Raw genomic sequence first — 26,568 nt, 5'->3', positions numbered from 1 at the left:
TGTTGAGCTTGTCGAAACATCTCATACCGTCTGACTATTATATAACGAAGCCCCATGCAGAGATTCCTCCACTTCGGTCGGAATGACAAAGAGGTTTACCAACAAAACTATCTAATAATCATTTGATTCCCATTGTCATCCTGAGCCTGTCGAAGGATCTCATCCCAACCCCTTGTCATGTTGAGCCTGTCGAAACATCTCATACCGTCTGACTATTATATAACGAAGCCCCATGCAGAGATTCCTCCACTTCGGTCGGAATGACAAAGAGGTTTACCAACAAAACTATCTAATAATCATTTGATTCCCATTGTCATCCTGAGCCTGTCGAAGGATCTCATCCCAACCCCTTGTCATGTTGAGCTTGTCGAAACATCTCATACCGTCTGACTATTATATAACGAAGCCCCATGCAGAGATCTCTCCACTTCGGTCGAGATGACAGGGAGGGGATGGTCGGAATGACGGGGAGAGGATGATCGGAATGACAGGGAGGTTTACCAACAGACTCATTATTGTTTTGTTCGTAAAACAAAAATACACTATCTTTATGCTGTGCGCAAAACAAAAGTAAAGGGCTATGGACAAAAATATGCTAAAAGCGGTTATTGCCGACAATCAAATAGAAGTTCCTAAATACAAGGTAATTCCAAGAAATTTCACTTTTGAGGAGTTTGGCAACTATGTTTTTGTCGGTATTCGAAGAGCGGGAAAATCATTCTTACTCTATCAACGGATGCAGCAATTACTTGTGCAAGGAGTGCAGTGGGATGAAATGCTGTACATCAACTTTGAGGATGAACGTCTGGTTGGTATGTCTTTGGACGATTTGAATCTGTTACTGGAAGTCCACTTAGAGATGTACGGAAAAAAACCGATACTCTTTCTTGATGAAATACAAAACATTGTGGGCTGGGAGAAGTTTGCTCGCCGAATGGCTGATACCAAACACCGGGTTTATATTACGGGAAGCAATGCCAAGATGTTAAGTCAGGATATCCAAACCACTCTTGGCGGACGGTATATTCCTGTTGATGTTTATCCCTATAATTTCAAGGAGTTTTTGACCGCAAATGAGATCAATTTCGATGAAACATCATTACTCTCAACGGAAGGAAAGGCAGAAGTCCTTAGAAAGTTCAATGATTACTTCTATTTCGGAGGATTCCCCGAAAGCGCAGAGTTTGCAGGCAAACGAGATTACTTGACAAGCGTTTATCAAAAGATCTATTTGGGAGATATTGCTATGCGACATTCGGTAGATAACACATTTGCGCTACGTATTATGTTCAAAAAAATAGCTGAAAGCGTAAAGCAGCCTTTATCGTTTACCAGAATAGCAAATATTGTATCGTCTACAGGGGCAAAAGTAGGAACACAGACGGTTATTAACTACATAGAATATGCAAAAGATGCTTGGCTAATCTCTTCGTTGCAGAACATAGCCGGAAAACTGGTTGATAAGGAACTGAATCCAAAGTATTACTTTACTGATAACGGGATTCTAAATCTTTTCTTACTTGATGGTAACACTTCCTTATTAGAAAATTTAGTGGCAATTAATCTATTGCGTAAATACGGTCGTAGTGATGCGGTTTTCTTCTACAACAAAAGCATTGAAGTCGATTTCTATATTCCGGATGAAGCAATTGCAATTCAGGTCTGTTATAATCTTGACAACAGCGATGGTACAATTGACCGGGAAGTTGGTGCTTTATTGAAGCTGCAGAGTGTGTTAGAATGCAAAAGGTTGATGATTCTTACAAGAGATAACGAACAGACGTTAGTGCTTGATAATAAAACAATTGAAGTAATCCCTATATGGAAATGGCTTCTGAATATATAGTATCCATCTGATAATCATTTGATCCCCATGTCATCCTGAGCCTGTCGAAACATCTCATCCCAACCCCATTGTCATGTTGAGCTTGTCGAAACATCTCATCCCGCCCCCCTTGTCATGTTGAGCTTGTCGAAACATCTCATCCCGTCTGACTATTATATAACGAAGCTATATGCAGAGATTCCTCCACTTCGGTCGGAATGACAAAGAAGTTTACCAACAAAACTATCTAATAATTATCTTACTCCTCATCATGTCATGTTGAGCTTGTCGAAACATCTCATACTGTCTGACTATTCTTTAACGAAGCTTTATGCTGAGATCTCTCCACTTCGGTCGAGATGACAGGGGAAGGTGGTCGAGATGACAGGGAGGGTAGTCTGGTTTGCAGGGAGGGTAGTCTGGTTGACAAAGAGGGTGGTCTGGTTGACAGGGAGGGCGGTCGTGTTGACAAAGAGGGTAGTCTGGTTGACAAAGAGGGCGGTTGTGTTGACAAAGAAGAGGGTGTTGGAATGACAAAGAAAGGGGAGGAGTATCATTCGTTACAGCGAAAAAAGCATTTTATCGGGTGATGGAACAGAAAAAAGATGTGCTTTCGTTTTTATCTATTGGAATTGTTTAATATTAAGCGCCTTATGAAAAAACTGAAATTTGTATCCTTATTTACAGTCTTGCTGTTTTGTTTGCTATTATTTGCCTGTTCTTCTAAAACAGCGCAAACTATTCGCTTAGGGGTTATTGCCGATATTCAATATTGTAATTGTGTTCTCTCATCATCCCCTTTATGCTTCTCCCGGTTTGACCGCGTTAAATGATATGGAAATATTGGACGTGCTTTCGGCATTTTCATGTGTGAAAGCCGGAATTAGCGGACACCATCATCCGGGTGATTTCGGGACATACAACGGTATTCCGTTTATAACGACCGAGGGTATGATTGAAACCGAAAGCAGTAATGCCTTTGGTGTGCTGGAGCTTACTAAAAAACAAATTAAACTTACAGGAAAGGGACGAACAAAGTCTTATACGTTAGAAATACGCAAATAGGACGACATATCTTACTTATATAATTGGGTGTTACTAATCTGTATTACTATCTTTGCACCCGTCGAAATAAAAATAAGTAGTTAAAATTATGGAAACAGTAGTTAGTGGTATTCGCCCAACGGGCAATCTGCATCTGGGAAATTACTTCGGTGCGGTAAAGAGTTTTTTGCAAATGCAGCATGAATATAATTGTTATTTCTTTATCGCCGATTGGCATTCCCTGACTACACATCCCCATCCTGATAATATCCGTAAAAGCGTTAAAACAATACTTGCGGAATATTTAGCTTGCGGCATCGATCCGGAAAAGGCGACGATTTATATTCAAAGCGACGTTCGTGAAGTGGCCGAACTTTACCTTTACCTGAATATGAACGCTTATCTGGGCGAGTTGGAACGTGTAACTTCCTTTAAGGATAAGGTTCGTTCGCAACCAAACAATGTAAACGCGGGGTTACTTACCTATCCTTCATTGATGGCTGCCGATATTATTATTCACAAGGCTGTGAAAGTGCCCGTAGGTAAAGACCAGGAACAAAATATGGAAATGGCGCGTAAGTTTGCCCGTCGTTTCAATAATATATATGGTGTGGACTATTTTCCGGAACCGGCTTCTTTCCACTTGAGCGAAAAGGCTGTAAAAGTGCCGGGACTTGATGGATCCGGGAAAATGGGGAAAAGCGAAGGTAACGCGATCTATCTGATTGACGACGAAAAAACAATCAAAAGTAAGGTGATGAAAGCCGTAACAGATTCGGGACCAACAGTGCCGAACAGCGAGAAGCCTGAACCAATCGCCAATCTTTTTATGATGATGGACATTGTTTCCACACCGGATACCTACCAGTTCTTCAATGAAAAATACAATGCGTGCGAGATTCGCTATGGCGATATGAAAAAGCAGCTTGCTGAAGATATCAACCTGTTTTGCAAACCTATCCGCGAACGTATCAACGATATGCTGACAGACGATGCTTATCTGGATCGTATTGCCCGTGAGGGAGCGGAAAAAGCGGCTGCAAACGCGTCGAAAACACTAAAGGAAGTGCGTGAGATCATCGGATTCAGGGGGTGATTAAGCACATAGGATATTGTTTTGTTTTAAATCAGCGAAGCCCTCAGCTTACGCTGATTTTTTGTTAAGGGTATGCAAAGAGATAATAAAGAATCTGAAATTCAATTCTTATATAAAATAAACGTGTTTCTTTGAAGGAAAATTATATAGCAACAAACTTTAATGACAGGTATATCTCTTCAGGAGTTTGAACGGAGCTTTAAATCCTTATACAAACCATTGTGTCTTTATTCATTGCGTATTACCGAATCATTGGATGATACGGAAGATATTGTGCAACAGGCTTTTTCCGACGCGTGGGATAAAAGCCGGGGTGGGGTTGTGATCGATAATTTAAAGGCGTATTTGTATAGGGCTGTTTATAATCGTTCGCTTTCTTTCGTATCACAGTCTCCTTCGCATCAAACTACAGAAGAATTGCCTGATATGGAAGATACGTCTGAGGATGAACAAATCTATGAAGCGGAACGGAACGCACGTTTATGGCGTGCGATTGATAACCTGCCTCCGGCAAGAAAAACTATTTTTTTGATGTCGAAACGCGACGGGATGAAATACCGGGAAATAGCGGAAAAGCTTGAATTGTCGGTTAAGACTGTTGAGAATCAGATGGGCAAAGCGCTTAAGGCTCTGCGGGAAACAGCTGTTCGCATTTATACATTCTTATTTTGCCCTGCATAAAATATTAATAGAGTAGGGGTTTTTCTTTTTATTCTGTCATAGGAGTAAAAGAAAGTATTTATTTAAAAATAAGAAACAGATATGAAACGTATTAAGGTCACTTTGATCGCTTTGATCGCTTTTTTAGGTATGCACGAAGCTACACATGCTCAATTGTCAGTTACTCCGGAAGCCGGGATTACTGCCGTAAACAGAGTAGATATGAGCAACTGGACGCCGAGTTTTAAAGTTGGAGCTTCTGTAGAGTACACTTTTAATGATTTCTTTTCTTTGCAATCCGGTTTGCATTACACGAAAAGAGATAATTCTTACAATTCACAGATCACAGTTCAAAAGATTGACGGAAGCGGCGAACAATGGACGTATTCTCTTTATAGTAATCACGGTTATCTGCAATTGCCGGTGAAACTTAAAATAGGTTGGGATATTTCGGACGATGTTCGATTGTTTATCGGTGCAGGGGCATACGTTGGTTACCGGGTTGGAGCTTCGTATAATTCGATGGGATACTATTTGTCTTATGGATACGGCTATGGTTATAGCGGATACGGTGAATACGGTTATGGCGGATACGGTTATGGCGACATTACCGGCTATTCTGTGTCGGGCAATCAGAATAAGGGGTACAAATGGGATTGGGGTACTACTTTTTCTGCTGGTATAGAAGCGAAAAAATGGGTGATGAGTGTAGGGTATGATCTGGCATTAGGGAAGGAATCTCAATTTGATTCTGTAGGTGCGAAATTTCATACCATCAGTATGACCTTGGGGTATAAGTTCAAATTATAAAAAATGAAAAACGAACAAGAGGATAAAACGGAAAAACGAATTCGCTTTGTAGCGAAACATTATCGTGAAGATGCAATAGACGAGAACAAAGCATGGCAGGTTTTTTCTGAAAAGAAAGGAATTAAACAACGCCGATTTACGCTTTCCCACTATTGGCAGGCTATTGCCGCTGCTATCCTTGTTTGTTTTGCATTAAGTACCTGGTATTATTTAGAGAACGTGAAAGAAGAATGGTTAATTGTTGTTTCGGATTCGGGACAAATAAAAAAGGTGTTTCTTCCCGACAGTTCTATGATTGTGATGGCTGAAAATTCCAGTATAAAATATAATCTGATTGGTTTTAAGAAGGGGAATCGGGATGTTGAATTGAAAGGAAAGGCTTTCTTTCAGGTGAAGAGAGATGAAGATTCCCCTTTTTCCGTTTCTACGGCAAAGACGGTAGTTAAAGTTTTAGGAACCAGTTTTCAGTTGAACGAAAAGACTGACCGCACAGCGTTGTATGTAAGCACCGGAAAAGTGGCATTTGCATCGATAGAAGGGGATGAGGAAATGATTTTGACTGAAGGGATGTCTGCTATTTACACGGACCGTGACGGTGTGGTGATGGAAGATGCTACTGATAAGTCGAATGTTCTTGCCTGGCAGACGAAAGAGTTGCATTTCAATAATGCATCATTGGAACAAATCGTTCGTGATCTGTCGGAATATTATGGGGTTGAGATTGTTAACCGTCTGGATAATGGCAATAAGCATCTGACAGCTTCATTTAATGATCTGTCACTTGATGAAACGCTGTTAATTATAAACCAGACATTGGATGTGCATTTGGTTGTTCAACCGGCTGATTAATTTTTATGCGAACTCTTGCTTTTTTATTCCTTCTTTACTGCTGGTTTATTACTCCTGTTTTTTCGCAAACCAGAGGTGCTGTTCCTTCGATTACGCTCGATGTGAAGGAAAAGCCTTTGAGGTATATCCTAACGGAACTGGAAAAGCAGAGTGGCTTCTTTTTCTCTTACGAAACAAATCTGTTGGATGATCTGCCTCTTGTTTCGTTCAGCGCGCAAAACGAATCGTTTAGCTTTTGCCTGAAAAAACTATTTATAAACCTTCCGATCACTTTTCGTGCTACAGGGCAATATATTATACTGAAACACAAACCGAGAGTGTATACGATTAGTGGGTTTGTGCGTGATTCGGCTTCTTATGAAAATCTGATCAGCGCTACAATCCTTGAAAAGAATTCGGGTACAGGGGCGATTACAAATAGTTATGGATTTTATAGTTTTAGTCTACCTCCGGGAGAAGTTACACTCCGGGTTTCCTATGTAGGTTATGAGGTTAAAGAGTTCAGGTTTAAGTTGGAGCGAGATACATTGGTTGATCTGCCGTTAGACCGGCAGGGTGTGTTGAACGAGGTGGTGGTAACGAGTTTTAATCCTGCATCAACCGTGTTGAGTTCCAGAACAGGATGTGCGGATGTTACCGTTAAACAAATCCGCCAAACTCCGGCACTACTGGGAGAGGCCGACCTGATAAAAACCATTCAGCAATTGCCCGGTGTTTCAGCCGGTATGGAGGGTATGAGTGGATTGTACGTACGGGGTGGGAATGTAGATGAAAACCTGTTTCTGCTGGATGGTAATCCGGTTTATCACATGAACCACATGCTCGGTTTTTTTTCAGCCTTTAATCCGGACGCGATAAAGAAGGTGTCCTTTTATAAAGGAAGCTTCCCTTCGGAATATGGAGGGAGGCTTTCTTCTATTGTAGATGTACGAATGAACGACGGAGACAGACAGGAATATCATGGAAATTTGTCTGTCGGGTTGTTGTCTGCCCGGGCAAATCTGGAAGGCCCGATAGTTAAGGGTCGAAGCTCTTTTCATGTATCCGTGCGCCGTACCTGGTTAGACCTGATTACGTGGGGAATCCTTTCCACACAAAATAAAGACAACGATGAAAAGCTGGTTGGTGGGTATCATTTTTTTGATGTAAATACAAAAGTAAATCATTCCTTTTCAGATCGTAGCCGTATGTACCTTAGTTTTTATATGGGACAGGATAGCTATCACGAAGGAGAACAAAGCAGATCACGAGAGGACCTGACGGATCTACGCTGGAGATGGGGAAATCTGATTGGTTCTGCCGGATGGACATATCTTTTCTCTAATGGTTTGTTTGGCAATTTTAATGCGGGGTATTCCAGATACCGGTCTCGTATACAAACGGAAGATGTAAACGTGAATTTGTTTATACCCAATGCACTAAGGCAGATTCAGCGTATAGAAGGCAATTATAGTTCTCAAATGGAAGATGTGAGTTTTCGCACTTCGTTTGATTATCGCCCCGAATCAAAACATAGTTTTAAGTTTGGTTCGGATTATCGCTTACATGTGTTTCAACCGGAAAATAATAAATTGAAAACCCTGTACATGGATTCGCTTGTGATGCAGCATACGTATACTGTTTTCGCACGTTCGGAACTGTTGGGGCATGAAGTTTCCTTGTTTGGCGAAGATGAATTAGAACTGACCGATCGACTGAAAATGACTGGAGGTTTGCGATACACGTTGTTTAATGTAGAAGGACAGACGTATCATTCTTTTCAGCCACGCTTTTCGGCCCGCTATTTATTGAACAAGAATCTCTCGGTAAAAGCCGCCTATACAAAAATGAATCAGTATATCCATCTGCTATCAAACGGAGATGTTTCTCAGCCAACGGATATCTGGGTTCCCGTAACAAAACGTATACGCCCGATGTTCTCGCATCAGTTTGATGCCGGAATTTATTATCAACCGGCTAAAGGCTATACGGTTTCGCTGGAAGCTTATTATAAGTACCGGCGCAACCTGATCGAATACAAAGAGAATAGTCTGGCTTTCCCAGCCTTTACAGAATGGGAAGACCGGGTTGCTTTAGGGAAGGGATATGATTATGGAATAGAACTGTTTGCCGAAAAAACAACAGGACGAACAACCGGAAGCGCTTCTTATACATTATTCTGGTCTGACCGGCTTTTTCCGGATGGTTCCGTAAATAGAGGAAAGCGCTATCCATCGCAATTCGATAACAGGCATAAGATTAATCTGATGTTTAGTCATAAGTTTTCCGATAAGATCGAGTTTACGGCAAACTGGACCTACGCAGGGGGTAATAACATAACACTCCCGGATGAGTTTCACCTGATTGATCTCCCCGAACCAACAAATTCCCCATATTATAATGGCAAATTAGCGGTCGGTGTGGCGCATGAGAAAAACAATTATCGTTTGCCCGCGTTCCATAAATTAGATATCGGTGTGAGTTTTTACCGCTACAAGAAAAACGGACGAATGGGTATCTGGAATGTAGGAATATACAATGTATACAACCGGATGAATGTGTTTAACGCTACCACTTATATCGGACATAATTATCGGGATGGAGAACCGGTATATGAGATGTGGATAGAGAAAAACACCTTATTCCCTATTCTTCCCTCTGTTTCATATACCTATAAATTCTGAATTATGAAAAAAAAAGATATAGGCTTTTATTTGTTGTTGTTGGTTCTTCACCTGTCTTGTGCGAATGAAGATATTGTGCGGATTAAGATAGGAGAGCCTAAATTAGTAATCAACGGCATTCTTTCTCCTGAACAAGAGATCGCAATACATTTAAGCAAGTCTTTTGGCAGTGGCAGCAAACTGTCTGACGCAGAGCTAAAGGAATTAGCTATTGTACGTGTATACATCAATGATCAGTTCAGCGGAGTTATGATTCCGGAGGATAAAGAACCCGAAGCGGAGAACGATATAGAAGAAAAAGGAAATTATCGTCTTGCCGGTGTAAAGCCTCTTGCACGGGATGAAATACGGATTGAAGCAGAAGTTGAAGGCTATCCGATAGCTGTTGTTACCACCCGCATTCCGGACTCACCCGTCTTGCTAACGGTCGATACGGTTCGTTATCTTGATGCAAAGACCGAGGAAAGAATGCGTTTGTATGTCAAAATGGAAGATGCGAAAGAGCAACGAAACTATTATCGTATACTTCTGAGTAAGGGAGTTACTAAGAACGGAATGAAAGAGAGGGAACAGTTTCCATTGTCTTATTCTTTCTACTATTATTATCCTTATTCGTATGGTTATGGAGGGTATGATGATGATTTCTGGTTCATTAATTATGAAGATCCGGCCTTTACCGCTGATCTTCCGATACAAACAATGGGTGCTGCCCGAATCAACGAATATGGTATTTTTTCAGATAATCTATTCAACGGGAATGAGTATGTGTTGAAGCTTTCTTTTACGAATCCGATAAATTCCATAAAATCAGACTCTCTTGATTTGCAGATTAAATATAATGTTAAATTGGTGTCTGTTTCAGAAAGCTATTACCATTATTACAAGCGAAGCAGTAGTTTATCGTTAAGTGTCGGTAATATCCAATTAACCCCGTTAAGGGATAATTATATGTCTTATTCTAACGTGATAAATGGGCTTGGGCTTGTCTTCTCCTGTAATGAAACAAAATATGAAATAGAGATGCCGGATGGAACTTCCTGAATGCTTAATGGAAAACCGGGAACACTAAAAACTGCCGTTGCCATTTTCTGACCATAGGGTTATAGTCATATTGAACACCGGCACCTACACCAAAATTCTTGTTTACCTTAATTTCTACCGAAGTTCCGAAATTATTGTGGTAAAAATAGGGACTCATTAACATGTGCGGGTTATTTCGTTCGTTGCTGTTGTAACCGGCATATTGCCCCCAGGCATTAAACTTAAGCCAGTCTGTTGCTTGATAGCTGGCATGTGCATTCACCCCACCAACAAATTCGGCACTTGGATTAAACGGAGTAAAATATCGTCCGCCAAATCCACCTCCTCCAATTGTCCAAGGGCCATCTTGCCAGTAAATAGAAGCGTGTGCAATGGTTTGTCCTCCCAGTCCGGGCCATGTTTGTTGCTGTCCCCCAACAACGAAAGTAAGATTTTCATTGATAGGGAAGAACTCCACCTCATTAAAATCAAAAGCAGTAGGAGAGACCCTTTTCAGCATGGGCGAATAAACATTATAAAACGGTTCATAAGCCAATGACAATACCTGCATATCCATTGGCCGTTCATCTAATTTAGGAGTTACGCCCGGTTCATAATGCTTAAGCACATCATGCTTAATTCGAGCTATAGAGGGAGTGTACGACTTATACGAAGCTTCGGGGATATTAAAGTCAAAATTAATACGTTTAGGCAAAGCGATCAACTTACCTTCCTTGTTGAGCATAAAGGTGAAATCAGACTGTGCATGAAGAACCTGCACCCCTAAAAAGAAAAACAGTAGAAATACGCATATTCTCTTCATAGTCAATCGTATTTAAATGGCAAGTTAATCGTTTTTATCCGGATTGACAAACTATAGCGCAATAAATCTGCTCTCAGTCAATCAAATAAAACACTTGCCCTACAACCCAAAAAAAAGCAGCTACTTTTTTGTAACTGCTTGATTATGACTGAGCCGAAAGCCGGACTTGAACCGGCGACCTATTCATTACGAATGAATTGCTCTACCAACTGAGCTATTTCGGCTTATTTGTTTTTATTTCGGGCACAAAGGTAAAAAATCATTCGATATCAGAAAGAAGTTTTTCTAAAAAATCATCCAAGTCGGCGTCTAAATCTTTTAGTAAAGGGTCGTCTAACCGTAATACTTCATCGTCGATGAACAGGAGCTCTTCTGTAACGGTAAAGTCTTCGTCTGTCAGGTTTATGGAGAATGGTTTGGCTATGCACGGCTGGTCAAAAGCTTCTTTGGATGCTAATGAAGCCAATGCGGCTTTAATGGCGGAGACCGCGTGCTTTATAAAGGCTTCTTCCGGTTGTGGAAAGTTAACCCAATCGAAAATCACTATTTTTTCTATCAATGATTCGGTGTCGTCGTAAATTGATAGTTCGCCACTTTCGCGGTCAAGTTGAACGTGTAGATCATTCACTAAACCTGTTGAATGTTCTTTTGCCAACTTCTCCAGAACTGTGGAAAACGTTGATTCTATTACTGTTTGTGTCTTTGCGTTGTTTGCACCCATTTTCGTCTAATTCAAATATTCAAACAAAGGTAGTAATAATATTGCTGAATAATAGGTTATGATTATCCAATTTGAATGTTTAGTTTTCTGTTTTCGGCAATACGTAGCCGAAGGGCTTTTGCATACTGATCTAACAGTTGATAGTCTCGCGTGTTTTCGCCTTTTTTCTGAAACGTTATTCGCGCTTTTTCCGCCCATTCTAAGGCTTCGGTATAGTTGCCTTGCATTTCTTTGGCAAACGCGATGTTGGAAGCTAACTTGGCTTTTTGGTTCTCGCTTTTTGTTTTGTTGTAAGCGGTATGCCATACTTGTTCCGCGGCATCCCATTTTTGAACTGAGGCATACGCGGAGGCTTGCTTCCATTCGGTGGATATACCGGTATAGAACCAGCGCACTTCATTATCCCAATGGGGCACGAAGTTCGGAGCGGCTATGCTGCCGAGGTATTTTGCCGATTCGCGTAGGGCATTCTCTACAGAAGGCAGGTAGTTTTCTATTTCTTTGATCGATTCGCCCTGCTCGCTCCAGAAAACGCTATCCGACAATAATACCGTAGCCAATGGGGTTTCTCTGTCGGGAATGTAAGCGCGCATAACGCTCGACATTTTTACGTCTATCAGGCCGAGGAATAGGTAGGCATTGAAAGAGGTTGTTGTTTTTGTTACGTCAAACAGCAAGCGATCGATGGAGATCACGGCGTCGGCATCGCTTTCTTCGCAGAGGGTCTGTACCGTTTCCTGAGACAGCTTCTTGTCTAATAGGTAGTTGTCGTCATCACGTGTTGTTTCGTGAAAAAGAAGTACGTCGCTGAAATAGTTGGTTTCTAAGATTGAAACGCCCAACGCTCTGCTTAAATCGAACAAGGCACTGTCTGTTTTAGCACGGGCAGTGTCTTGTTTCGTTCCTAAAAGTTTGTACTCGTATCCGGAGTTTTCGGGTTGAGGCACGGCGTTGTTTACAATTAATACCTTGTTTACCACTGAGGGGAATGTAATTTCCGCAGGCTTAAAAGTTTCTATATTGATGTAGCTTATGGTGCTACACCCGGTTAATACCGCTAATACAATGAATAAAAACAACGCTTTCTTCATACCTCTTTTTTTTAGAATTCCAGATCATTCATTGCTTTGAAATAGCCAATGGATTCTGCAATTCCAAGGAAAGGATCTTTCATGTCTTTCTCATATTCAAGACTGCACTTTCCGGTGTAATTAACTTCGCGCAATGCTTTTATAAGTGCGGGGAAGTCTATTTTGCCACGGCCTATTTCAATTCCTTTTCCTGCTTTGGACGAGTCTGTCACATCTTTAATGTGTATGTCGAATACACGTGTGTGATACTTTTTCAGATCGGCCACAGGGTCACATCCGTTTCGCAAGTCATGGCCGATGTCAAGACACATGCCAAGACGGGCATCCAGATCTTTTGTATGCTCCCATACGTCGGTTGCATCCGGATAGGTTTTAATGTCCGGTCCGTGCAAGTGAATAGCGTATTGGAAGTCATACTCTTTAACCTTTTTATCTACATAAGGCAGAAGCTCATAGTTCGGAACGCCGACAATCAGTTTCACGCCTACACGTTTCGCGTATTCAAAGCCTTTGTCTATTTCTTCCTGGCTTTTCATGTAGATAGGCCCTACGGCATATCCGGTAACACCATAAGAAGCGCACTTTTCATGAAAAGCTTTTATCTGCTCGTCTGTGCTGTTAAAAGGCAAATGAAAATCTTTGATACAAAGATAATGGATATCCAAACGCTGCAAAGTTTTTAGCGTAGTTTCTAAATCAAAGTGAACAAATGTATATCCGGCCATGCCTAATTGGAACGGATTTACTGCTTTCGGAGCTTTCGCTTTGACCGGATCGGGCAAGGTTACCGCGTGCCCTATCGAGGCTGAACCCATCAATAAAGCACCTGCAAGACCTTGTTTGAAAAAATTCCTTCTTGTGTGTTTCATGGTATTGTAAATTAATCAGTTGATAATGCTGTGTTGTGAATGTTTGCGAACACAGCGTAAAAATACTGAAATATTTTAGAATATCAATACGGTTGTTTAGGTTTTATAAAGGCCTATCGCAACTGTTCGGTTACTTGAACCGGACAGTTGCGATAGGCCACTACAGGTAATTTCCCCGGCTACTTGCTTAGCGAAGCGATGCTTTCTTCGATTGTTTTTATTTTGCTTTCCGCGTCGGCCTGCTTTTTGCGTTCGTTTTCTACGATTTCCGGTTTTGCGTTAGCCACAAACTTCTCGTTGCTTAGCTTTGCGGCTACTGATTTAAGGAATCCGCGTAGATACACAAGTTCATCATTCAGTTTTTTCAGTTCGGCTGCTACGTCGATGTTGTTGCCAAGCGGAACGGCATATTCGGTTGTTCCTACCAGGAAAGCCGCGGCTGTAGCGTCTTTTTCTGTTACTACGCTGATGGTTTCCAGGTTGGCCATTTTGCGGATGGCTTCGTCAAACGAATGGTCGTGTGTTCCGGCAATCTGAAGTGATAGCAGTTCCTTATTGGGGATGTTTTTTTGCAAACGTATGGAGCGTACGCCTGCTATGATCTCTTTTACTTTCTCGAACGAAGTGATCAGGTTGTTGTCCGTGGCTGATTCCTTCGGCATGGGCGAAACCATAATGCTTTCGTTTTTTTGGCGATCTGTTAATGCCTGCCACAATTCTTCTGTTATGAACGGCATGAACGGGTGCAACAAACGAAGCAACGCGTCGAAGTAATTCAGCGTGGCTGCATACGTATCCTTATCAATCGGTTGCTGATACCCCGGTTTTACTAATTCCAGATACCAGGACGAGAATTCATCCCAGAATAATTTGTAGATTGCCATAAGTGCCTCTGAAAGACGGTATTTGTCGAAAAGATCATCTACTTCCGCAATCGTTTTGTTCAACACGTGGCCAAACCAGTTGATGGCTATCCGGGCCGATTCCGGTTGTTCGGCGCTTTCGCTTACTTCCCAGCCTTTGATCAGGCGGAAAGCGTTCCATATCTTGTTGTTGAAATTTCGTCCTTGTTCGCAAAGCGCCTCGTCGAATGGTATATCATTACCGGCAGGAGCCGTTAGCATTAATCCCATACGCACACCATCGGCGCCGTATTGCTCGATCAACGCCAAAGGATCAGGCGAATTGCCTAAGGATTTAGACATTTTCCGTCCTAATTTATCGCGCACAATTCCGGTGAAATATACATTTTTAAAGGGCATCTCTTGTTTGTACTCATAACCGGCCATGATCATACGGGCCACCCAGAAGAAAATAATATCCGGTCCGGTTACCAAATCGTTCGTTGGGTAGTAATAGTTTATTTCCGCGTTGTCCGGGTTGTTTATTCCGTCAAACAAAGAGATTGGCCACAGCCAGGAAGAGAACCAAGTGTCGAGGCAGTCTTCGTCCTGACGCAAGTCGGCGATTGTAAGTGCCTTGTTGCCCGTTTTTTCGATAGCCGAAGCCAAGGCTTTTTCGGCCGTTTCCGCTACAACAAAACCTCCTTCCGGCAGGAAATAAGCCGGGATGCGATGTCCCCACCAAAGCTGGCGCGAAATACACCAATCTTTCACGTTTTCCATCCAGTGACGGTAGGTGTTTTTAAATTTGGCCGGATAAAAACGAATGTCGTCATTCATAACCGACTCTAATGCCGGTTTGGCCAATCCTTCCATTTTAAGGAACCATTGCATGGATAGCTTTGGTTCGATCACTACGTTGGTACGCTCGGAGTAACCCACTTTGTTTTCGTAGCTTTCTGCTTTTTCCAGCAAACCGGCCGCTTCCAGATCAAGCGTGATCTGTTTGCGCACCTCAAAGCGATCCTGTCCGATGTATAGTGTGCCGGCTTCGCTTATGGTTCCGTTGTCATTAAATATGTCGATGGCGGGGAGGTTGTATTTCTCGCCCAGCATATAGTCGTTTACATCGTGGGCAGGGGTAACCTTCAAACAGCCCGTACCGAACTCCACATCCACATACTCGTCCATAATGATGGGCACCGCGCGGTTTACCAGCGGAACAATCACTTTTTTGTCTTTCAGGAAGGCGTAGCGCGGATCATTCGGATTCACACACACAGCGGTGTCTCCAAGAATTGTTTCCGGGCGGGTGGTGGCAACTACAATGTACTTGTCGTTTTCTTCTTCTATTTTGTAGCGGAGGTAATACAGTTTGCTGTGTTCCTCCTTGTATATAACTTCTTCGTCTGATAGTGCCGTCAGTGCTTTGGGATCCCAGTTCACCATACGCACACCGCGATAGATCAGTCCTTTCTCGTATAAATCGATAAATACCTTGATAACGCTTTCCGAACGGGTTTCGTCCATGGTGAAAGCCGTTCTGTCCCAGTCGCACGAAGCACCCAGCTTGCGAAGTTGTTTCAGGATGATGCCTCCATGCTCTTCCTTCCAGTCCCAGGCATGTTTCAGAAAGTCTTCGCGACTTAACTCTTTTTTACTGATTCCCTGTTCAGCTAGGCGGCCCACTACTTTTGCTTCGGTGGCAATCGAAGCGTGGTCGGTTCCCGGAACCCAGCAAGCGTTTTTACCTTTCATACGGGCACGGCGCACCAGGATGTCTTGTATCGTATTGTTCAGCATGTGTCCCATGTGCAGCACCCCGGTGACGTTGGGCGGCGGAATAACGATGGTGTAGGGTTCGCGACCATCGGGTTTCGACTTAAAGTAACCATGTTCCATCCAATACTCATACCATTTCCCTTCCACTTCCTGCGGGTTGTACTTGCTTGCTATTTCCATCTATATCTGAATTAATAAATAGTTATTCATTTTTCACCGGAAAATGCGATTCTTCCGGAAAATGCAAAAGTATAAAATATTCATTATTGTGCGGTTACTTTTTCAAGAAACCACTTTTAACCGCGGCGAATACTTCGTAATAGTTTTTGGATTGCTTAAGTTTGCAGGGTATTTAGCCTGCATTTTATTTCAGTTGTTCTTAGAGCAGGCCGATTTTTCTACTCGTATTATTAATGTTTTTTTAAAATTTTCTACTTTATGGTGTATGGTTATATTAGAGTGAGTACCGACAGGCAAACTGTCGAGAATCAAAGGTTTGAAGTCAAAGAGTTTGCTGAACGAGAGAGTCTGAATGTTGATTCTTGGATTGAGGAAACAATTTCTGGAACCAAAGAAGTGAATGAGCGAAAATTAGGCTTACTATTTGACAAGATGAGAAAGGATGACATCCTTATTTGTACCGAGCTGTCGCGCTTAGGCCGTAATCTGATGATGATTATGGGTTTTTTAAACCAATGCATGAAAACCGGCGTTAAGGTCTGGACCATCAAAGACAATTATCGTTTAGGCAACGACATCAGCTCCAAAGTTCTTGCTTTCGCATTTGGCTTGAGTGCGGAGATAGAGCGAAATCTAATTTCCCAGCGTACGAAGGAGGCGCTGGCGCGTAAACGTTTTGAAGGAAAAATTTTGGGGCGGCCCAAGGGAAGCCTTTCGAAGAAAAGAAAATTAACAGGAAAGGAGAATCTGATTAACGATTTGCTTGCGAAACGTAATTCAATTTGTGCGATAGCACGGAGGTTAAAAGTTCACCGGTATACGCTTACCACATTTATCAAGGACTTTTTGTTGGAGAAAAAAGTGTTAATCCAAAAAGACGCGATTCGTGTAGACGGACGAATTTTTCTGCAATGCAAGGCGGGCTCGTCTTGTCTTAGCCAGGGAATGGAGCTTTGCGCTCCTTCGATAAATCCGCTTGATTTACCGAAAATGGATCGTTTGTTGGATAAACTGAAAGAAATCCTTCAAAGTGCTAAAAAACCGGGAATTTCGCTGATGCTGTCTATTTGGCAACTAAGTATGGATTACGAGATGAATTAAAGCGCGATTTTCCTGCTTTTTAATCTGTTTTTAGTCGTATAATTATGACTAAAGCTACTTTGTATCTCTCTGAAAAAGGGGGGACAGGGGATTTTTTTTGTCTGTTTTTTAGCTTGTGCGCAAGTCGGATTTTCGCCATAAATGGCTGGTTTACTTCCTAAAAGCGGAATATAATTCTGTTATTCCATCTCTTAAAAAAGAAACAAACGCAAAATACGTTTGAAGATATTACTCTCCCTACGTAAAACGAATTTAGTATGTGTGAAAATTACTTGTTATATCTATGGAAAATTGATATTTAAGTCTTTAGAAATTGAGAACACTACTAAATCAGAGAAAAAAGAATACTTATAACCGTCAATTAAATTCAACAGCAAAGATATATATAACATTGAGATAGGCAATTCCTTTCCGTGTTTTTTTTTCCTTACCCTATTCATTCTTATCCATAACCGACTATTTCGAGTACGAATGTAAGCATTTTCAATACAACACGACGTTTTTTTTCCTATACATTAATTAATAGGCTATCTTTTTCTTTTTTGTTTATATCCTTTTCTTTTCCTTTTATATCCTTTCTTTTCCTTTTTCTATATCTGTGGAAAAACTTTTCTATATCTGTGGTAAAGTTTTTCTATATATATGGAAAAAGGAAAATATCCTTTATTGAAACAGATTTAACCTATGTATCGGGGATTATAACCAATAATGCACAAAAAACGGCAAATCAAGCCGTTGTTTTCGAAATTCAATTGTACATTTTAATTGACGGTTTGAATTGTGCACTTCCAATGCAATTTGCTTGTGCATAGTTGCTGTGCTTAACTATATACAAGTCATTAAAAAGAAATTTTAAGTAATTCTATTACTAATATTAATTCTATTATTTTATGAACAAAAAAATTTTTACTTTATTTGCTGCTGCTGCGGCTTTGGGTATAGGTTCTTCTGCCTACGCTCAGCATGCAGGTTTGAGTACGAGTGCGGAGATTCCTTATCGTACGCAAGCAGTAGGCTCTGCTTCTTTTGATGCTACTCAAAACGACTTAGCGGTAAAACAAATTGAATCTACAAAGTGGTATCAATTGGAAGTTACTGATGCAAGTAGTACTGTTCCAGGTGGTACAGGTACGAAAGTATTGGTTCAGATGCGTGATTATGACACGGGCGAACTTACTTTGAAAGCTGTTGACCAGTCTTCATTAACAACCCCTGCTTCGAATGCTTCTTTGAATGCTTCTTTGTGGAAGATCAACGTGGTTTCAAGGACTCAGGGAGCTTATTTGTATGAGTTCACCAACAAGGAAACCGGCTTTAAATTAAGCTACAACTGCAATGATGCTGTGAAGTTGGACGCTTTGACTGACTTAAGTGCTAGTTCAGTAATAACAAAGGCCGGTGTGAGTACTGCTGCTACGGTTAACAAAACAGAAATCAGCAGCTGGCGTTGGTATACCGCTGATGTAAATGCAACAGGTGATTTTGATGAAGCTAAGCTTTATACATTTAATCACGGAGAAGGTGCTGACGAAAGAGTGCTTGGTTTGGCGATTAATACAAATGACGAGGTAGTATTGGTTGATATACCTTCTTCTCAGGTTACTGGTGCTGGTAATGCAATGGTTGCTGGCTACAATATCCTGAACTTTACGGTACGTAACGCAGGTGCGCGCGTATTGAGTGCTGCAGACATTAACTCAATGATCGATTCTGATAATTCATTAGCAAACAGAACGAATACAGCACTTAACGCGAAATTTAAATTAGCAGACGGTACTGTAGCTAACGATTTCTTCAAATCAAACTATACTGCGGTTGACGTGACTGACACACAGGTGGATAATGCAACCGGAGGTGTTTATGCCGGTTATAGCGTTGTATTGAAAGATGGTGATAAATATTTAATGGTAGCGACAGACGAAACGTACGAAAACGACCAGCTTCCTTCTCAACATAGTGGCTTTGTGGTTAAAAACGATGTGTATCCGCCTGCGGCTACAACACCTCAAGACCCTGCAACTACCCCAATAAATGCTCTTTCTGCTCGTTATATTTGGAAAGTTACTTATTTCCCAACTCCGGACAGTTTGGCATTCGAACCATTGAATGCTTCAATTGTAAGTGATGAGGATAAAAAAGCTGGTACAGACTGGTTAGCTTCTAATTTGTCTGGTGCTGCTATCACGTCTTTCTATAATACTGTTAATGCGGGTGTACCTCACGGTGCCGGAGCTGCAGCTACAGCAACAACAAATACAGTAGCACCTAAACTAGCACTTGAACCGGTTGCACTTACTTTAATGAATAAAAGTACCGGTATCGATTCAAAACAGGTATTAAGCGTAGGTAGTTCAACCAATCCGTTGGCTCCCGCACACGCTACAGCTAAATATGGTAAACCTGTATTGACTAATGTTCCTGCTGAAATGGGATTGAAAGTACAATTCGACCATACATATACTTATCTTGAACGCGCTGCTGTTGCAAGTGATGTATACATGATCCAAATCAACGTAAGTGATAACAAGAAAACAGACTACCGCAAAAATGGTATGTACCTTGTTTACAACATGGAAGGTCGTTTGATGTATGACAGACCGGATGACAACCAAGATTACCTGCAAATGCCGGCTACTCAATGGGTTGTTGAACGTGACACATGTGCTGTTAACAACGATGCTCCTTATGTAACAATTAGAAACCGTGAATACGGAGATCAAACTCCTGCTCCATTGTTCAAAGGACAATTGTATAAAGTTGCAGGTTCAACAGATAAATATTACATCATCAACCACCGTGATTATGATGTAAAATCAAATTCAAATGGTCTGTTTGCTGATGCACATCTTTCTTGTGGCGACACGATTTCTTTCACAGCAGTTCCTGCTGCGATCAAAGCTGATCCTTATTTGGGTTACAAAAAATTCAACGCTGAAAGTTTGAAATACGAAACTTATGCAATGCAATATCTGCAAGCTACTGAATTAGGAGCCCCTAACACAGATAAATTCCTTAGCATTGATGGTGACTCTAAATTATTAGGTATTAAGACTGAACTTTGGTCTGATTTCGAAATCGACACATTGTATGCTAATAACTTCGGTTATGCAAGTGCATTGGCTGGTGCGGTTCAATTGGAAAGAAGCAGTTATTCGTTGAAAGTTAAAGACGCCAACTTGGTAGACAACCAATGGAGATATGTTGTTGTTAAAGAAGACGCTAACGGTAATTCTTATTATCAGATGGCTCACCTGAAAGATGTAGATGGAAAGAATGTGAAATTAGGTACATTCTATTTCAAAGCAGATCAGGTTACTTCAGACAATACACCGGTTAATGCTTATGCGTTAGTTGATGCTACAGGATGGAGTCAAACAGCTTCATTCAAGAAAGAATACTGGATCAATGGTAAAACATACGCCGGACTTACAGTTATGGCAAAAGACTCTATGATGCTTGAAGCAAATCCAGATGAATCAGGTGTTTATGCAGGACGTAAATTCTTTGAAAATGGATTCAAACGTGCTGACGTAAAAGATCAAAACGCTAAGGTTTCATTCGCATCATTGAACACTGCTCCTATGGATCGCGTATCTGCATTCGTATTTACAGATAACCCACGTCCATTGTACAAAACACTTTCTTTAGAAGGAAACAATACAGTAAGTAAAGTATTCCGTCAAAGAGGTGCTAACGCTGAAGCTACTGAATATTTATTCGAAGATGGTAACAACGCTGCAGGTTTAAATGCCGGCGAATACATCAAAGGATTTAATTATTTAGGAATTACTGCTGAAAACGTAAAACCTGTAGGTAAAGAAAGCACAACAGCATTCTATATTGATTCTGTTATCTCTTCTAACCCACGTATGCCGAAGTATTTATTCTTCGTTGCTCCTGATAGCGTGAAAGATGGTCGCTGGTGTTCAACTAACCAACACGGTTACTTCCCAAGCGAATCAACTGCTGACGAAAACGATAAATCTCACCACGTATTCTACAATGGTTACCTGGCTGGTCGCGTAATGATTAACTTGAATGACTCTATCGATAAATATGCAGGTCATAACATGTTGAACGAAGCTCGTAGCTACGGTTACAGAAACTATTCACGTCTTGGATTTGTTGAAGCAATCCACATGAATGTTACTGCTGAAGAAGCTGCTCAAGTAGGTAAAGCATTTGATTTGAGTGAAGGTGAATACTTGTTCGTATTCAAAAGCACTACAATCAAAGATGTAACAAGCAAATGGAACGTTGTTGATCCTGCTGCTTTGAATGACGCTGTTAATGCAGGTAAAGTAGATAAGATCGTATTGAACGATGCTCACCAGAATGTAGCCTTCTCTTTACGTTTGACAGACGATTCTCAAGAAACTATCTTGTTAGAATCTAAAGGTCTTAATGTAACTGGTTCTTATGGAACATTCAGCGAAGCAAGTTGGGTACAGATCCTTGACGGAGTTCCAGTATTGGCTCAGAAATATAACATTAATGGTGACCATACTGAAATCGACGGAACATCAACGCTTAATCAATTGCTTAACCAAGCTCAGATCTTACGTATTGCAAACACAGACGATCGCCCAACTTCAAACGAAGACATCAACGCTACAGATGTTAAGGTTATCGCTGGTAATGGCAACGTAACTATTTTGAATGCTGCAGGAAAAACTGTATCAATCAATAATATCTTAGGTCAGGTTGTTGCTAAAACAACTATCACTTCAGATAACGCTACAATCTCTGCTCCTAAGGGAATCGTAGTAGTAGCTATCCAAGGTGAAGACGCTATTAAAGCAATTGTAAAATAAAAAACAACGAAATTGTTTACCCTATTGGGTAGATAGTGATAAATTAATATTAAATAATACCTTGAATCTGCTCCCTCTCAGGAGGGGGCAGATAAGTATCTCGAGAGAGTGAACAAGAGGTAAAAGTAGAAAAAGAAATGTTTTTAGTCTGTGAAGATTGAAGCACAAAACAAATGTAAAGAGCTACCATAAAATTCGTTTTATGGTAGCTTTTTTCTATTTACCCCACTTACACCCGTCATCACAACCACCCCTTCCTTCCTTCCCTGTCACCCCAACCATCCTTCCTTTATCACCACGACCACCCCTCCTTTGTCATCTCGACCGAAGTGGAGAGATCTCTGCATAAAACTTCATTAAACAATAGTCCGACAGTATGAGATGCTTCGACAAGCTCAGCATGACAGTGGATGGGACAGGGTTTTAAGGGGTTTCACCCCTGCGACCCCACATCATTTTTTGGCTTGATCCAAAAAACGAAGCAAAAAAGATCAAGGCTGCACTTCCTTCGCTAAAAAACACTGCGCTTTCGCTAAACAAATCGAAAACTCGCTTCGCTCAAACAACGATTTGTTTTTAACGCTCTCGCTCCGTGTTTTTCTTAACGCTCATCCAATGAGGCCGGTTTTTTCACGGCTCGCCGCTTATCGCGGCATCGCGCTCTTTTCCGGGTAGGAGTCATCCTTTTTGTCATCTCGACATCTCTCCCTGTCATCCCGACCACTCTTCCTTTGTCATTCCGACCGAAGTGGAGGAATCTCTGCATACAGCTTCGTTAAACAATAGTCCGACAGTATGAGATGCTTCGACAAGCTCAGCATGACAGTGGGTTGGTATGAGATGCTTCGACAGGCTCAGCATGACAATAGGAAATAAGATGATTATCCTACGAACACCGAACGCCTTTCTGTACTGATTGGCTGTGCGTATATAAAAAAAGCAGGAAGAACCACGATGGAACTTCCTGCCTGGAAAGATTTTGTTAGATAATTAGAAACGATTTATTTTTCTACTGTCAGTTTATAAATACAACGACTCTTATAGGTTTCTCCCGGATTTACAGTCGTTGTCGGGAAATTAGGTTGATTTGGCGTGTCAGGATAGTGTTGAGTTTCCAGACAAAGCGCGCCACGATGGTTGTAAGTTGCACCTAATTTGCCTTTATCTTCTGTCATAAAATTGCCGGAATAGAATTGAACTCCCGGTTCGTTTGTATAAACTTCAAGCGATATACCACTCTTCGGACATACTGCCTTTGCAGCTAAAGTGTTTATGTTGCCGTTTGCATTTAACACCCAGTTGTGGTCGTAGCCTTTTCCTTTAACCAACTGATCGAAATCATCATTTATGTGATCTCCTATAACGATTGGGTTACGCAGATCCATCGGTGTACCCTCTACAGAAGGAAGTTCTCCCGTAGGAATCAAGAGATCGTCAACCGGAGTATAGGTATCGGCGTTGATTGAAATAACATGATCTACAATAGAAGCTGTAGTGCCTGACAAGTTGAAATAGCTATGATTTGTCAGGTTAATTACCGTTGATTTATCCGTTGTAGCTTCGTAAGCAATATCAATCGCGTTATCATTTGTTAGCGTATAAACCACTTTAATAGTTACATTGCCCGGGAAACCGGCCTCTCCATCAGGAGAAAGATAGGTTAACTCCAACGCTTGGTCATTTAGCTGTTTAGCATCCCACACCCGGGTATGATAACCTTTAGGACCACCATGCAGACAATGTCCGTTATTGTTCTGAGGAAGCGTGTATTCTGTTCCATCCAAAGTAAATTTACCTTGCGCGATACGATTGCCGTAACGACCGATCAAAGCACCGTAGTTGCCGTCCGTGTTCACATATTGGGCGATATTATCATATCCCAATACTACATCAGTCATCTTACCATTCCTGTCCGGAACCATAAGAGAAACCAAACGTCCACCGTAGTTTGTAATACAAGCCTCAACGCCATTCATGTTCTTAAGCACGTAGAGCGCAGTAGGCTTACCTTCCACTTCAGAAACGAAATTAGTTTTCATTAAACCGGAAAGCGTGGCCTCTTCCTTTTTTTCGGTACACGACAACAGCACAGCCATTGCCATTACAGCCATAAATAATTTTTTCATCTTATAAAATTAGTTTTTGTGAGTAGTTCATCATGATGAAGACAAATATACACTTTTCATAGATTCCACGTGTACGCGCTCACAATAAATATTCTAAAACCCACCCCCATATCCCTCCCAAACAATGAAATATCCCCCCTTTTATCATTTCTATTAAATAAAACGTAAATTATAGCATGAATCTCCAAGAAGAGTCCTTTTAAAAAGCAACTGAGGTAATCTTATAAATAAATTAAGAGAGAATTCCATGTTCAAGAATAAAAAACTAAATTGGACGGCATATATTAGTGGTAGGTGAGAATCTCGCAGACTTTTTGGTGATTTTGTTTTGTGGAAAAATAACAAATAATACGATAAAACATGAAAACACGATTGGTGATGATTTTGGTTCTTTTGTTGAACATGGGTTTGGCAAATGCGGCTCAGCTTTTGGTTGAGGCGGAAAGTTTCAAGCATAAAGGAGGTTGGGTGGTAGATCAGCAATTTATGGATTTAATGGGGTCTCCGTATCTTATGGCGCATGGTTTGGGTGAACAGGTGGATGATGCGGTTACTCAGGTTACTTTTCCTGAAAGTGGAACTTATTTTGTTTATGTAAGAACGTTTAACTGGACTTCGCCCTGGAAAAAAGGAGAGGGTCCCGGTAAGTTCCGTTTGTCTGTGAATAGGAAAAAACTTCCTGCGGTTTTGGGTGTTGAAGGAGATGCCTGGATGTGGCAGTCGGCCGGAAAGGTTACCGTCAAAGATAAGCAGGTAACGTTGGGATTGCATGACTTGACAGGGTTTAACGGTCGTTGTGATGCGATTTATTTCACAACGGTAGAGAATGATATTCCTCCGACAGATAAGACTGCTTTGGATGCATTTCGTAGGAATGCACTTCAATTACCTGCCATAGCTCCCGATGCCGGCACGTATGATCTGGTTGTTGTTGGTGGCGGTGTTGCCGGGATAAGTGCTGCGGTATCGGCAGCACGTTTAGGGTGTAAAGTTGCTCTTATTAATGATCGTCCGGTACTGGGCGGTAATAACAGTTCTGAAATACGTGTTCATTTGGGTGGCCGTATTGAATCCGGACCATACAAGGAACTGGGAAACCTTCAGAAAGAATTTGGTCCTACTCGCGGAGGTAATGCGCAACCGGGTGATTTTTATGAAGATGAAAAGAAAGAACAGATTGTTGCCAATGAAAAAAACATTACGCTATTTTCTAATTTCCGTGCTATCGCAGTGAATATGGATAATTCAAAAATAAAAGCTGTAACAGCTAAGCATATTGAAACGGGTGAAGAGAAAACTTTTACTGCTCCCGTGTTTTCCGACTGTACCGGAGACGGAACAATTGGCTACCTTGCCGGAGCTGATTTTGCGATGGGACGTGAAGGGAAAGATGAATTTGGTGAAGCGACTGCCCCTGATATTGCCGATAAAATGACCATGGGCGCTTCTGTACAATGGTATTCTGAAGATCAAAAGAAGCCGGCTGCATTCCCGTATTTTAATTATGGCGTGAAATTTACGGATGCGAGTGCTGAAAAAGTGACAATGGGAGAGTGGACATGGGAAACCGGAATGAATTATGATCAGATCAATGAATTCGAACGTATTCGTGATTATGGTTTGATGGTTGTATACTCTAATTGGAGTTATCTGAAGAATGACCTGAAAGAAAACGACCTGTATAAAAATCGCAAATTGGGTTGGGTAGCTTATGTAGCCGGGAAGAGAGAATCTCGCCGGTTATTGGGCGATTATATATTAAAAGAAGAGGATTTGACCAAATATGTGGTGCATGAAGATGGTACCGCGGCCACTACCTGGACGGTCGATCTTCATTATCCGGATCCAAAAAATACAGAAAACTTCCCCGGAGCTGAGTTTAAGTCAATAGCCAAACACAATCCGATCTATCCTTATCCTATTCCTTATCGTTGTTTGTATTCCAGAAATATTGATAATTTGTTCATGGCCGGAAGAAATATCAGTGTGACGCACGTTGCATTAGGTACAACACGTGTGATGCGTACAACTGGAATGATGGGCGAAGTGGTAGGTATGGCAGCGTCATTGTGTAAGAAATACAATACGCTCCCGAGAGGTATTTATCGTTATCACCTGAACGACCTTAAATTGTTGATGCATGAAGGTGTCGGACAGAAAGGACTTCCCAATAATCAAAAATACAATGAAGGGGGAACCTTGAAAGCACCACCTACGATCAAATAACAGATAGCATAAAATTAGTATTAAAA

The 26,568-nt window shown here is 41.3% G+C and carries 18 protein-coding genes, 1 tRNA gene and 1 pseudogene; 12 read left to right on the top strand and 8 right to left on the bottom strand.

Annotated elements, in window-relative coordinates; translation table 11 throughout:
- The first annotated feature begins 580 nt into the window (after nt 1-580).
- The 9 genes from B9Y81_RS02840 to B9Y81_RS02800 all read left to right on the top strand — a co-directional run bounded on the left by B9Y81_RS02840 (nt 581) and on the right by B9Y81_RS02800 (nt 9,988).
- A complete protein-coding gene (locus tag B9Y81_RS02840; RefSeq protein WP_085535470.1) occupies nt 581-1,846 on the top strand; it encodes an ATP-binding protein in 1,266 nt (421 codons plus the stop codon).
- Between the two features lie 338 nt (nt 1,847-2,184).
- Nucleotides 2,185-2,415, top strand: coding sequence for a hypothetical protein (locus B9Y81_RS02835; RefSeq protein WP_085535469.1), 231 nt, complete (start codon nt 2,185-2,187; stop codon nt 2,413-2,415).
- Nucleotides 2,416-2,659: 244 nt separating this feature from the next.
- Nucleotides 2,660-2,890, top strand: coding sequence for a metallophosphoesterase family protein (locus tag B9Y81_RS02830; RefSeq protein WP_139822880.1), 231 nt, complete (start codon nt 2,660-2,662; stop codon nt 2,888-2,890).
- Between the two features lie 88 nt (nt 2,891-2,978).
- Entirely contained in the window at nt 2,979-3,965 is a 987-nt protein-coding gene (gene trpS, locus B9Y81_RS02825; protein ID WP_085535467.1) for a tryptophan--tRNA ligase, read from the top strand.
- 162 nt (nt 3,966-4,127) lie between these two features.
- Nucleotides 4,128-4,646, top strand: coding sequence for an RNA polymerase sigma-70 factor (locus B9Y81_RS02820; protein WP_085535466.1), 519 nt, complete (start codon nt 4,128-4,130; stop codon nt 4,644-4,646).
- 81 nt (nt 4,647-4,727) lie between these two features.
- A complete protein-coding gene (locus B9Y81_RS02815; protein ID WP_085535465.1) occupies nt 4,728-5,435 on the top strand; it encodes a porin family protein in 708 nt (235 codons plus the stop codon).
- A 3-nt stretch (nt 5,436-5,438) separates the two neighbouring features.
- On the top strand, nt 5,439-6,284 hold the full coding sequence (locus B9Y81_RS02810; protein ID WP_085535464.1) for a FecR family protein: 846 nt from the start codon (nt 5,439-5,441) through the stop codon (nt 6,282-6,284).
- Nucleotides 6,285-6,289: 5 nt separating this feature from the next.
- On the top strand, nt 6,290-8,947 hold the full coding sequence (locus B9Y81_RS02805; protein ID WP_085535463.1) for a TonB-dependent receptor: 2,658 nt from the start codon (nt 6,290-6,292) through the stop codon (nt 8,945-8,947).
- A gap of 3 nt (nt 8,948-8,950) precedes the next feature.
- Nucleotides 8,951-9,988 (top strand): DUF4249 domain-containing protein, encoded by a 1,038-nt coding sequence (locus B9Y81_RS02800; RefSeq protein ID WP_085535462.1) that lies wholly within the window; start codon nt 8,951-8,953, stop codon nt 9,986-9,988.
- Between the two features lie 4 nt (nt 9,989-9,992).
- Here the strand turns inward: B9Y81_RS02800 and B9Y81_RS02795 are convergent, their stop codons facing one another.
- The 6 genes from B9Y81_RS02795 to B9Y81_RS02770 all read right to left on the bottom strand — a co-directional run bounded on the left by B9Y81_RS02795 (nt 9,993) and on the right by B9Y81_RS02770 (nt 16,275).
- Entirely contained in the window at nt 9,993-10,790 is a 798-nt protein-coding gene (locus tag B9Y81_RS02795) for a hypothetical protein (protein ID WP_085535461.1), read from the bottom strand.
- Between the two features lie 151 nt (nt 10,791-10,941).
- A tRNA-Thr gene (locus B9Y81_RS02790) sits at nt 10,942-11,014 on the bottom strand.
- A 35-nt stretch (nt 11,015-11,049) separates the two neighbouring features.
- Entirely contained in the window at nt 11,050-11,511 is a 462-nt protein-coding gene (locus tag B9Y81_RS02785) for a hypothetical protein (protein ID WP_085535460.1), read from the bottom strand.
- Between the two features lie 62 nt (nt 11,512-11,573).
- A complete protein-coding gene (locus B9Y81_RS02780) occupies nt 11,574-12,602 on the bottom strand; it encodes a DUF6340 family protein (RefSeq protein WP_085535459.1) in 1,029 nt (342 codons plus the stop codon).
- A gap of 11 nt (nt 12,603-12,613) precedes the next feature.
- Nucleotides 12,614-13,471: a sugar phosphate isomerase/epimerase family protein gene (locus B9Y81_RS02775; RefSeq protein WP_085535458.1), complete on the bottom strand. Its 858-nt coding sequence runs from the start codon at nt 13,469-13,471 to the stop codon at nt 12,614-12,616.
- A gap of 179 nt (nt 13,472-13,650) precedes the next feature.
- Entirely contained in the window at nt 13,651-16,275 is a 2,625-nt protein-coding gene (locus B9Y81_RS02770; RefSeq protein WP_085535457.1) for a valine--tRNA ligase, read from the bottom strand.
- A gap of 258 nt (nt 16,276-16,533) precedes the next feature.
- On the opposite strand from B9Y81_RS02770, the pseudogene B9Y81_RS02760 reads away from it, so the two are divergent.
- Nucleotides 16,534-17,130: pseudogene (locus B9Y81_RS02760) on the top strand (master DNA invertase Mpi family serine-type recombinase); the annotation flags it as partial.
- Between the two features lie 1,136 nt (nt 17,131-18,266).
- The gene (locus tag B9Y81_RS02750) at nt 18,267-22,190 is read left to right on the top strand and encodes a DUF6383 domain-containing protein (protein WP_085535453.1); all 3,924 of its coding nucleotides are present in this window, start codon (nt 18,267-18,269) and stop codon (nt 22,188-22,190) included.
- 601 nt (nt 22,191-22,791) lie between these two features.
- On the opposite strand, the gene B9Y81_RS15250 is transcribed toward B9Y81_RS02750, so the two are convergent.
- Nucleotides 22,792-22,956, bottom strand: coding sequence for a hypothetical protein (locus tag B9Y81_RS15250; protein WP_176221435.1), 165 nt, complete (start codon nt 22,954-22,956; stop codon nt 22,792-22,794).
- Nucleotides 22,957-23,191: 235 nt separating this feature from the next.
- Nucleotides 23,192-24,316, bottom strand: coding sequence for an aldose epimerase family protein (locus tag B9Y81_RS02745; protein ID WP_085535452.1), 1,125 nt, complete (start codon nt 24,314-24,316; stop codon nt 23,192-23,194).
- 360 nt (nt 24,317-24,676) lie between these two features.
- Here B9Y81_RS02745 and B9Y81_RS02740 point away from each other — a divergent pair, with 360 nt between their 5' ends.
- Complete coding sequence (locus tag B9Y81_RS02740) at nt 24,677-26,542, top strand: FAD-dependent oxidoreductase (protein WP_085535451.1); 1,866 nt, start codon at nt 24,677-24,679, stop codon at nt 26,540-26,542.
- Nucleotides 26,543-26,568 lie beyond the last annotated feature (26 nt).

It is taken from the genome of Massilibacteroides vaginae, from assembly GCF_900178525.1.
GTDB lineage: Bacteria > Bacteroidota > Bacteroidia > Bacteroidales > Tannerellaceae > Massilibacteroides > Massilibacteroides vaginae.
This window is presented reverse-complemented; position numbering and strand designations above follow the sequence as displayed.

Bases quoted from the DNA above. Each gene is read 5' to 3' on its own strand.
- B9Y81_RS02820 (WP_085535466.1), top strand. From the start codon at position 4,128: ATGACAGGTATATCTCTTCAGGAGTTTGAACGGAGCTTTAAATCCTTA.
- B9Y81_RS02770 (WP_085535457.1), bottom strand. From the start codon at position 16,275: ATGGAAATAGCAAGCAAGTACAACCCGCAGGAAGTGGAAGGGAAATGG.
- B9Y81_RS02795 (WP_085535461.1), bottom strand. From the start codon at position 10,790: ATGAAGAGAATATGCGTATTTCTACTGTTTTTCTTTTTAGGGGTGCAG.
- B9Y81_RS15250 (WP_176221435.1), bottom strand. From the start codon at position 22,956: ATGCAGAGATTCCTCCACTTCGGTCGGAATGACAAAGGAAGAGTGGTC.
- B9Y81_RS02835 (WP_085535469.1), top strand. From the start codon at position 2,185: ATGACAGGGGAAGGTGGTCGAGATGACAGGGAGGGTAGTCTGGTTTGC.
- B9Y81_RS02840 (WP_085535470.1), top strand. From the start codon at position 581: ATGGACAAAAATATGCTAAAAGCGGTTATTGCCGACAATCAAATAGAA.
- B9Y81_RS02740 (WP_085535451.1), top strand. From the start codon at position 24,677: ATGAAAACACGATTGGTGATGATTTTGGTTCTTTTGTTGAACATGGGT.
- B9Y81_RS02750 (WP_085535453.1), top strand. From the start codon at position 18,267: ATGAACAAAAAAATTTTTACTTTATTTGCTGCTGCTGCGGCTTTGGGT.
- B9Y81_RS02775 (WP_085535458.1), bottom strand. From the start codon at position 13,471: ATGAAACACACAAGAAGGAATTTTTTCAAACAAGGTCTTGCAGGTGCT.
- B9Y81_RS02810 (WP_085535464.1), top strand. From the start codon at position 5,439: ATGAAAAACGAACAAGAGGATAAAACGGAAAAACGAATTCGCTTTGTA.
- B9Y81_RS02785 (WP_085535460.1), bottom strand. From the start codon at position 11,511: ATGGGTGCAAACAACGCAAAGACACAAACAGTAATAGAATCAACGTTT.
- B9Y81_RS02830 (WP_139822880.1), top strand. From the start codon at position 2,660: ATGGAAATATTGGACGTGCTTTCGGCATTTTCATGTGTGAAAGCCGGA.
- B9Y81_RS02815 (WP_085535465.1), top strand. From the start codon at position 4,728: ATGAAACGTATTAAGGTCACTTTGATCGCTTTGATCGCTTTTTTAGGT.
- B9Y81_RS02780 (WP_085535459.1), bottom strand. From the start codon at position 12,602: ATGAAGAAAGCGTTGTTTTTATTCATTGTATTAGCGGTATTAACCGGG.
- B9Y81_RS02745 (WP_085535452.1), bottom strand. From the start codon at position 24,316: ATGAAAAAATTATTTATGGCTGTAATGGCAATGGCTGTGCTGTTGTCG.
- B9Y81_RS02800 (WP_085535462.1), top strand. From the start codon at position 8,951: ATGAAAAAAAAAGATATAGGCTTTTATTTGTTGTTGTTGGTTCTTCAC.
- B9Y81_RS02805 (WP_085535463.1), top strand. From the start codon at position 6,290: ATGCGAACTCTTGCTTTTTTATTCCTTCTTTACTGCTGGTTTATTACT.
- trpS (WP_085535467.1), top strand. From the start codon at position 2,979: ATGGAAACAGTAGTTAGTGGTATTCGCCCAACGGGCAATCTGCATCTG.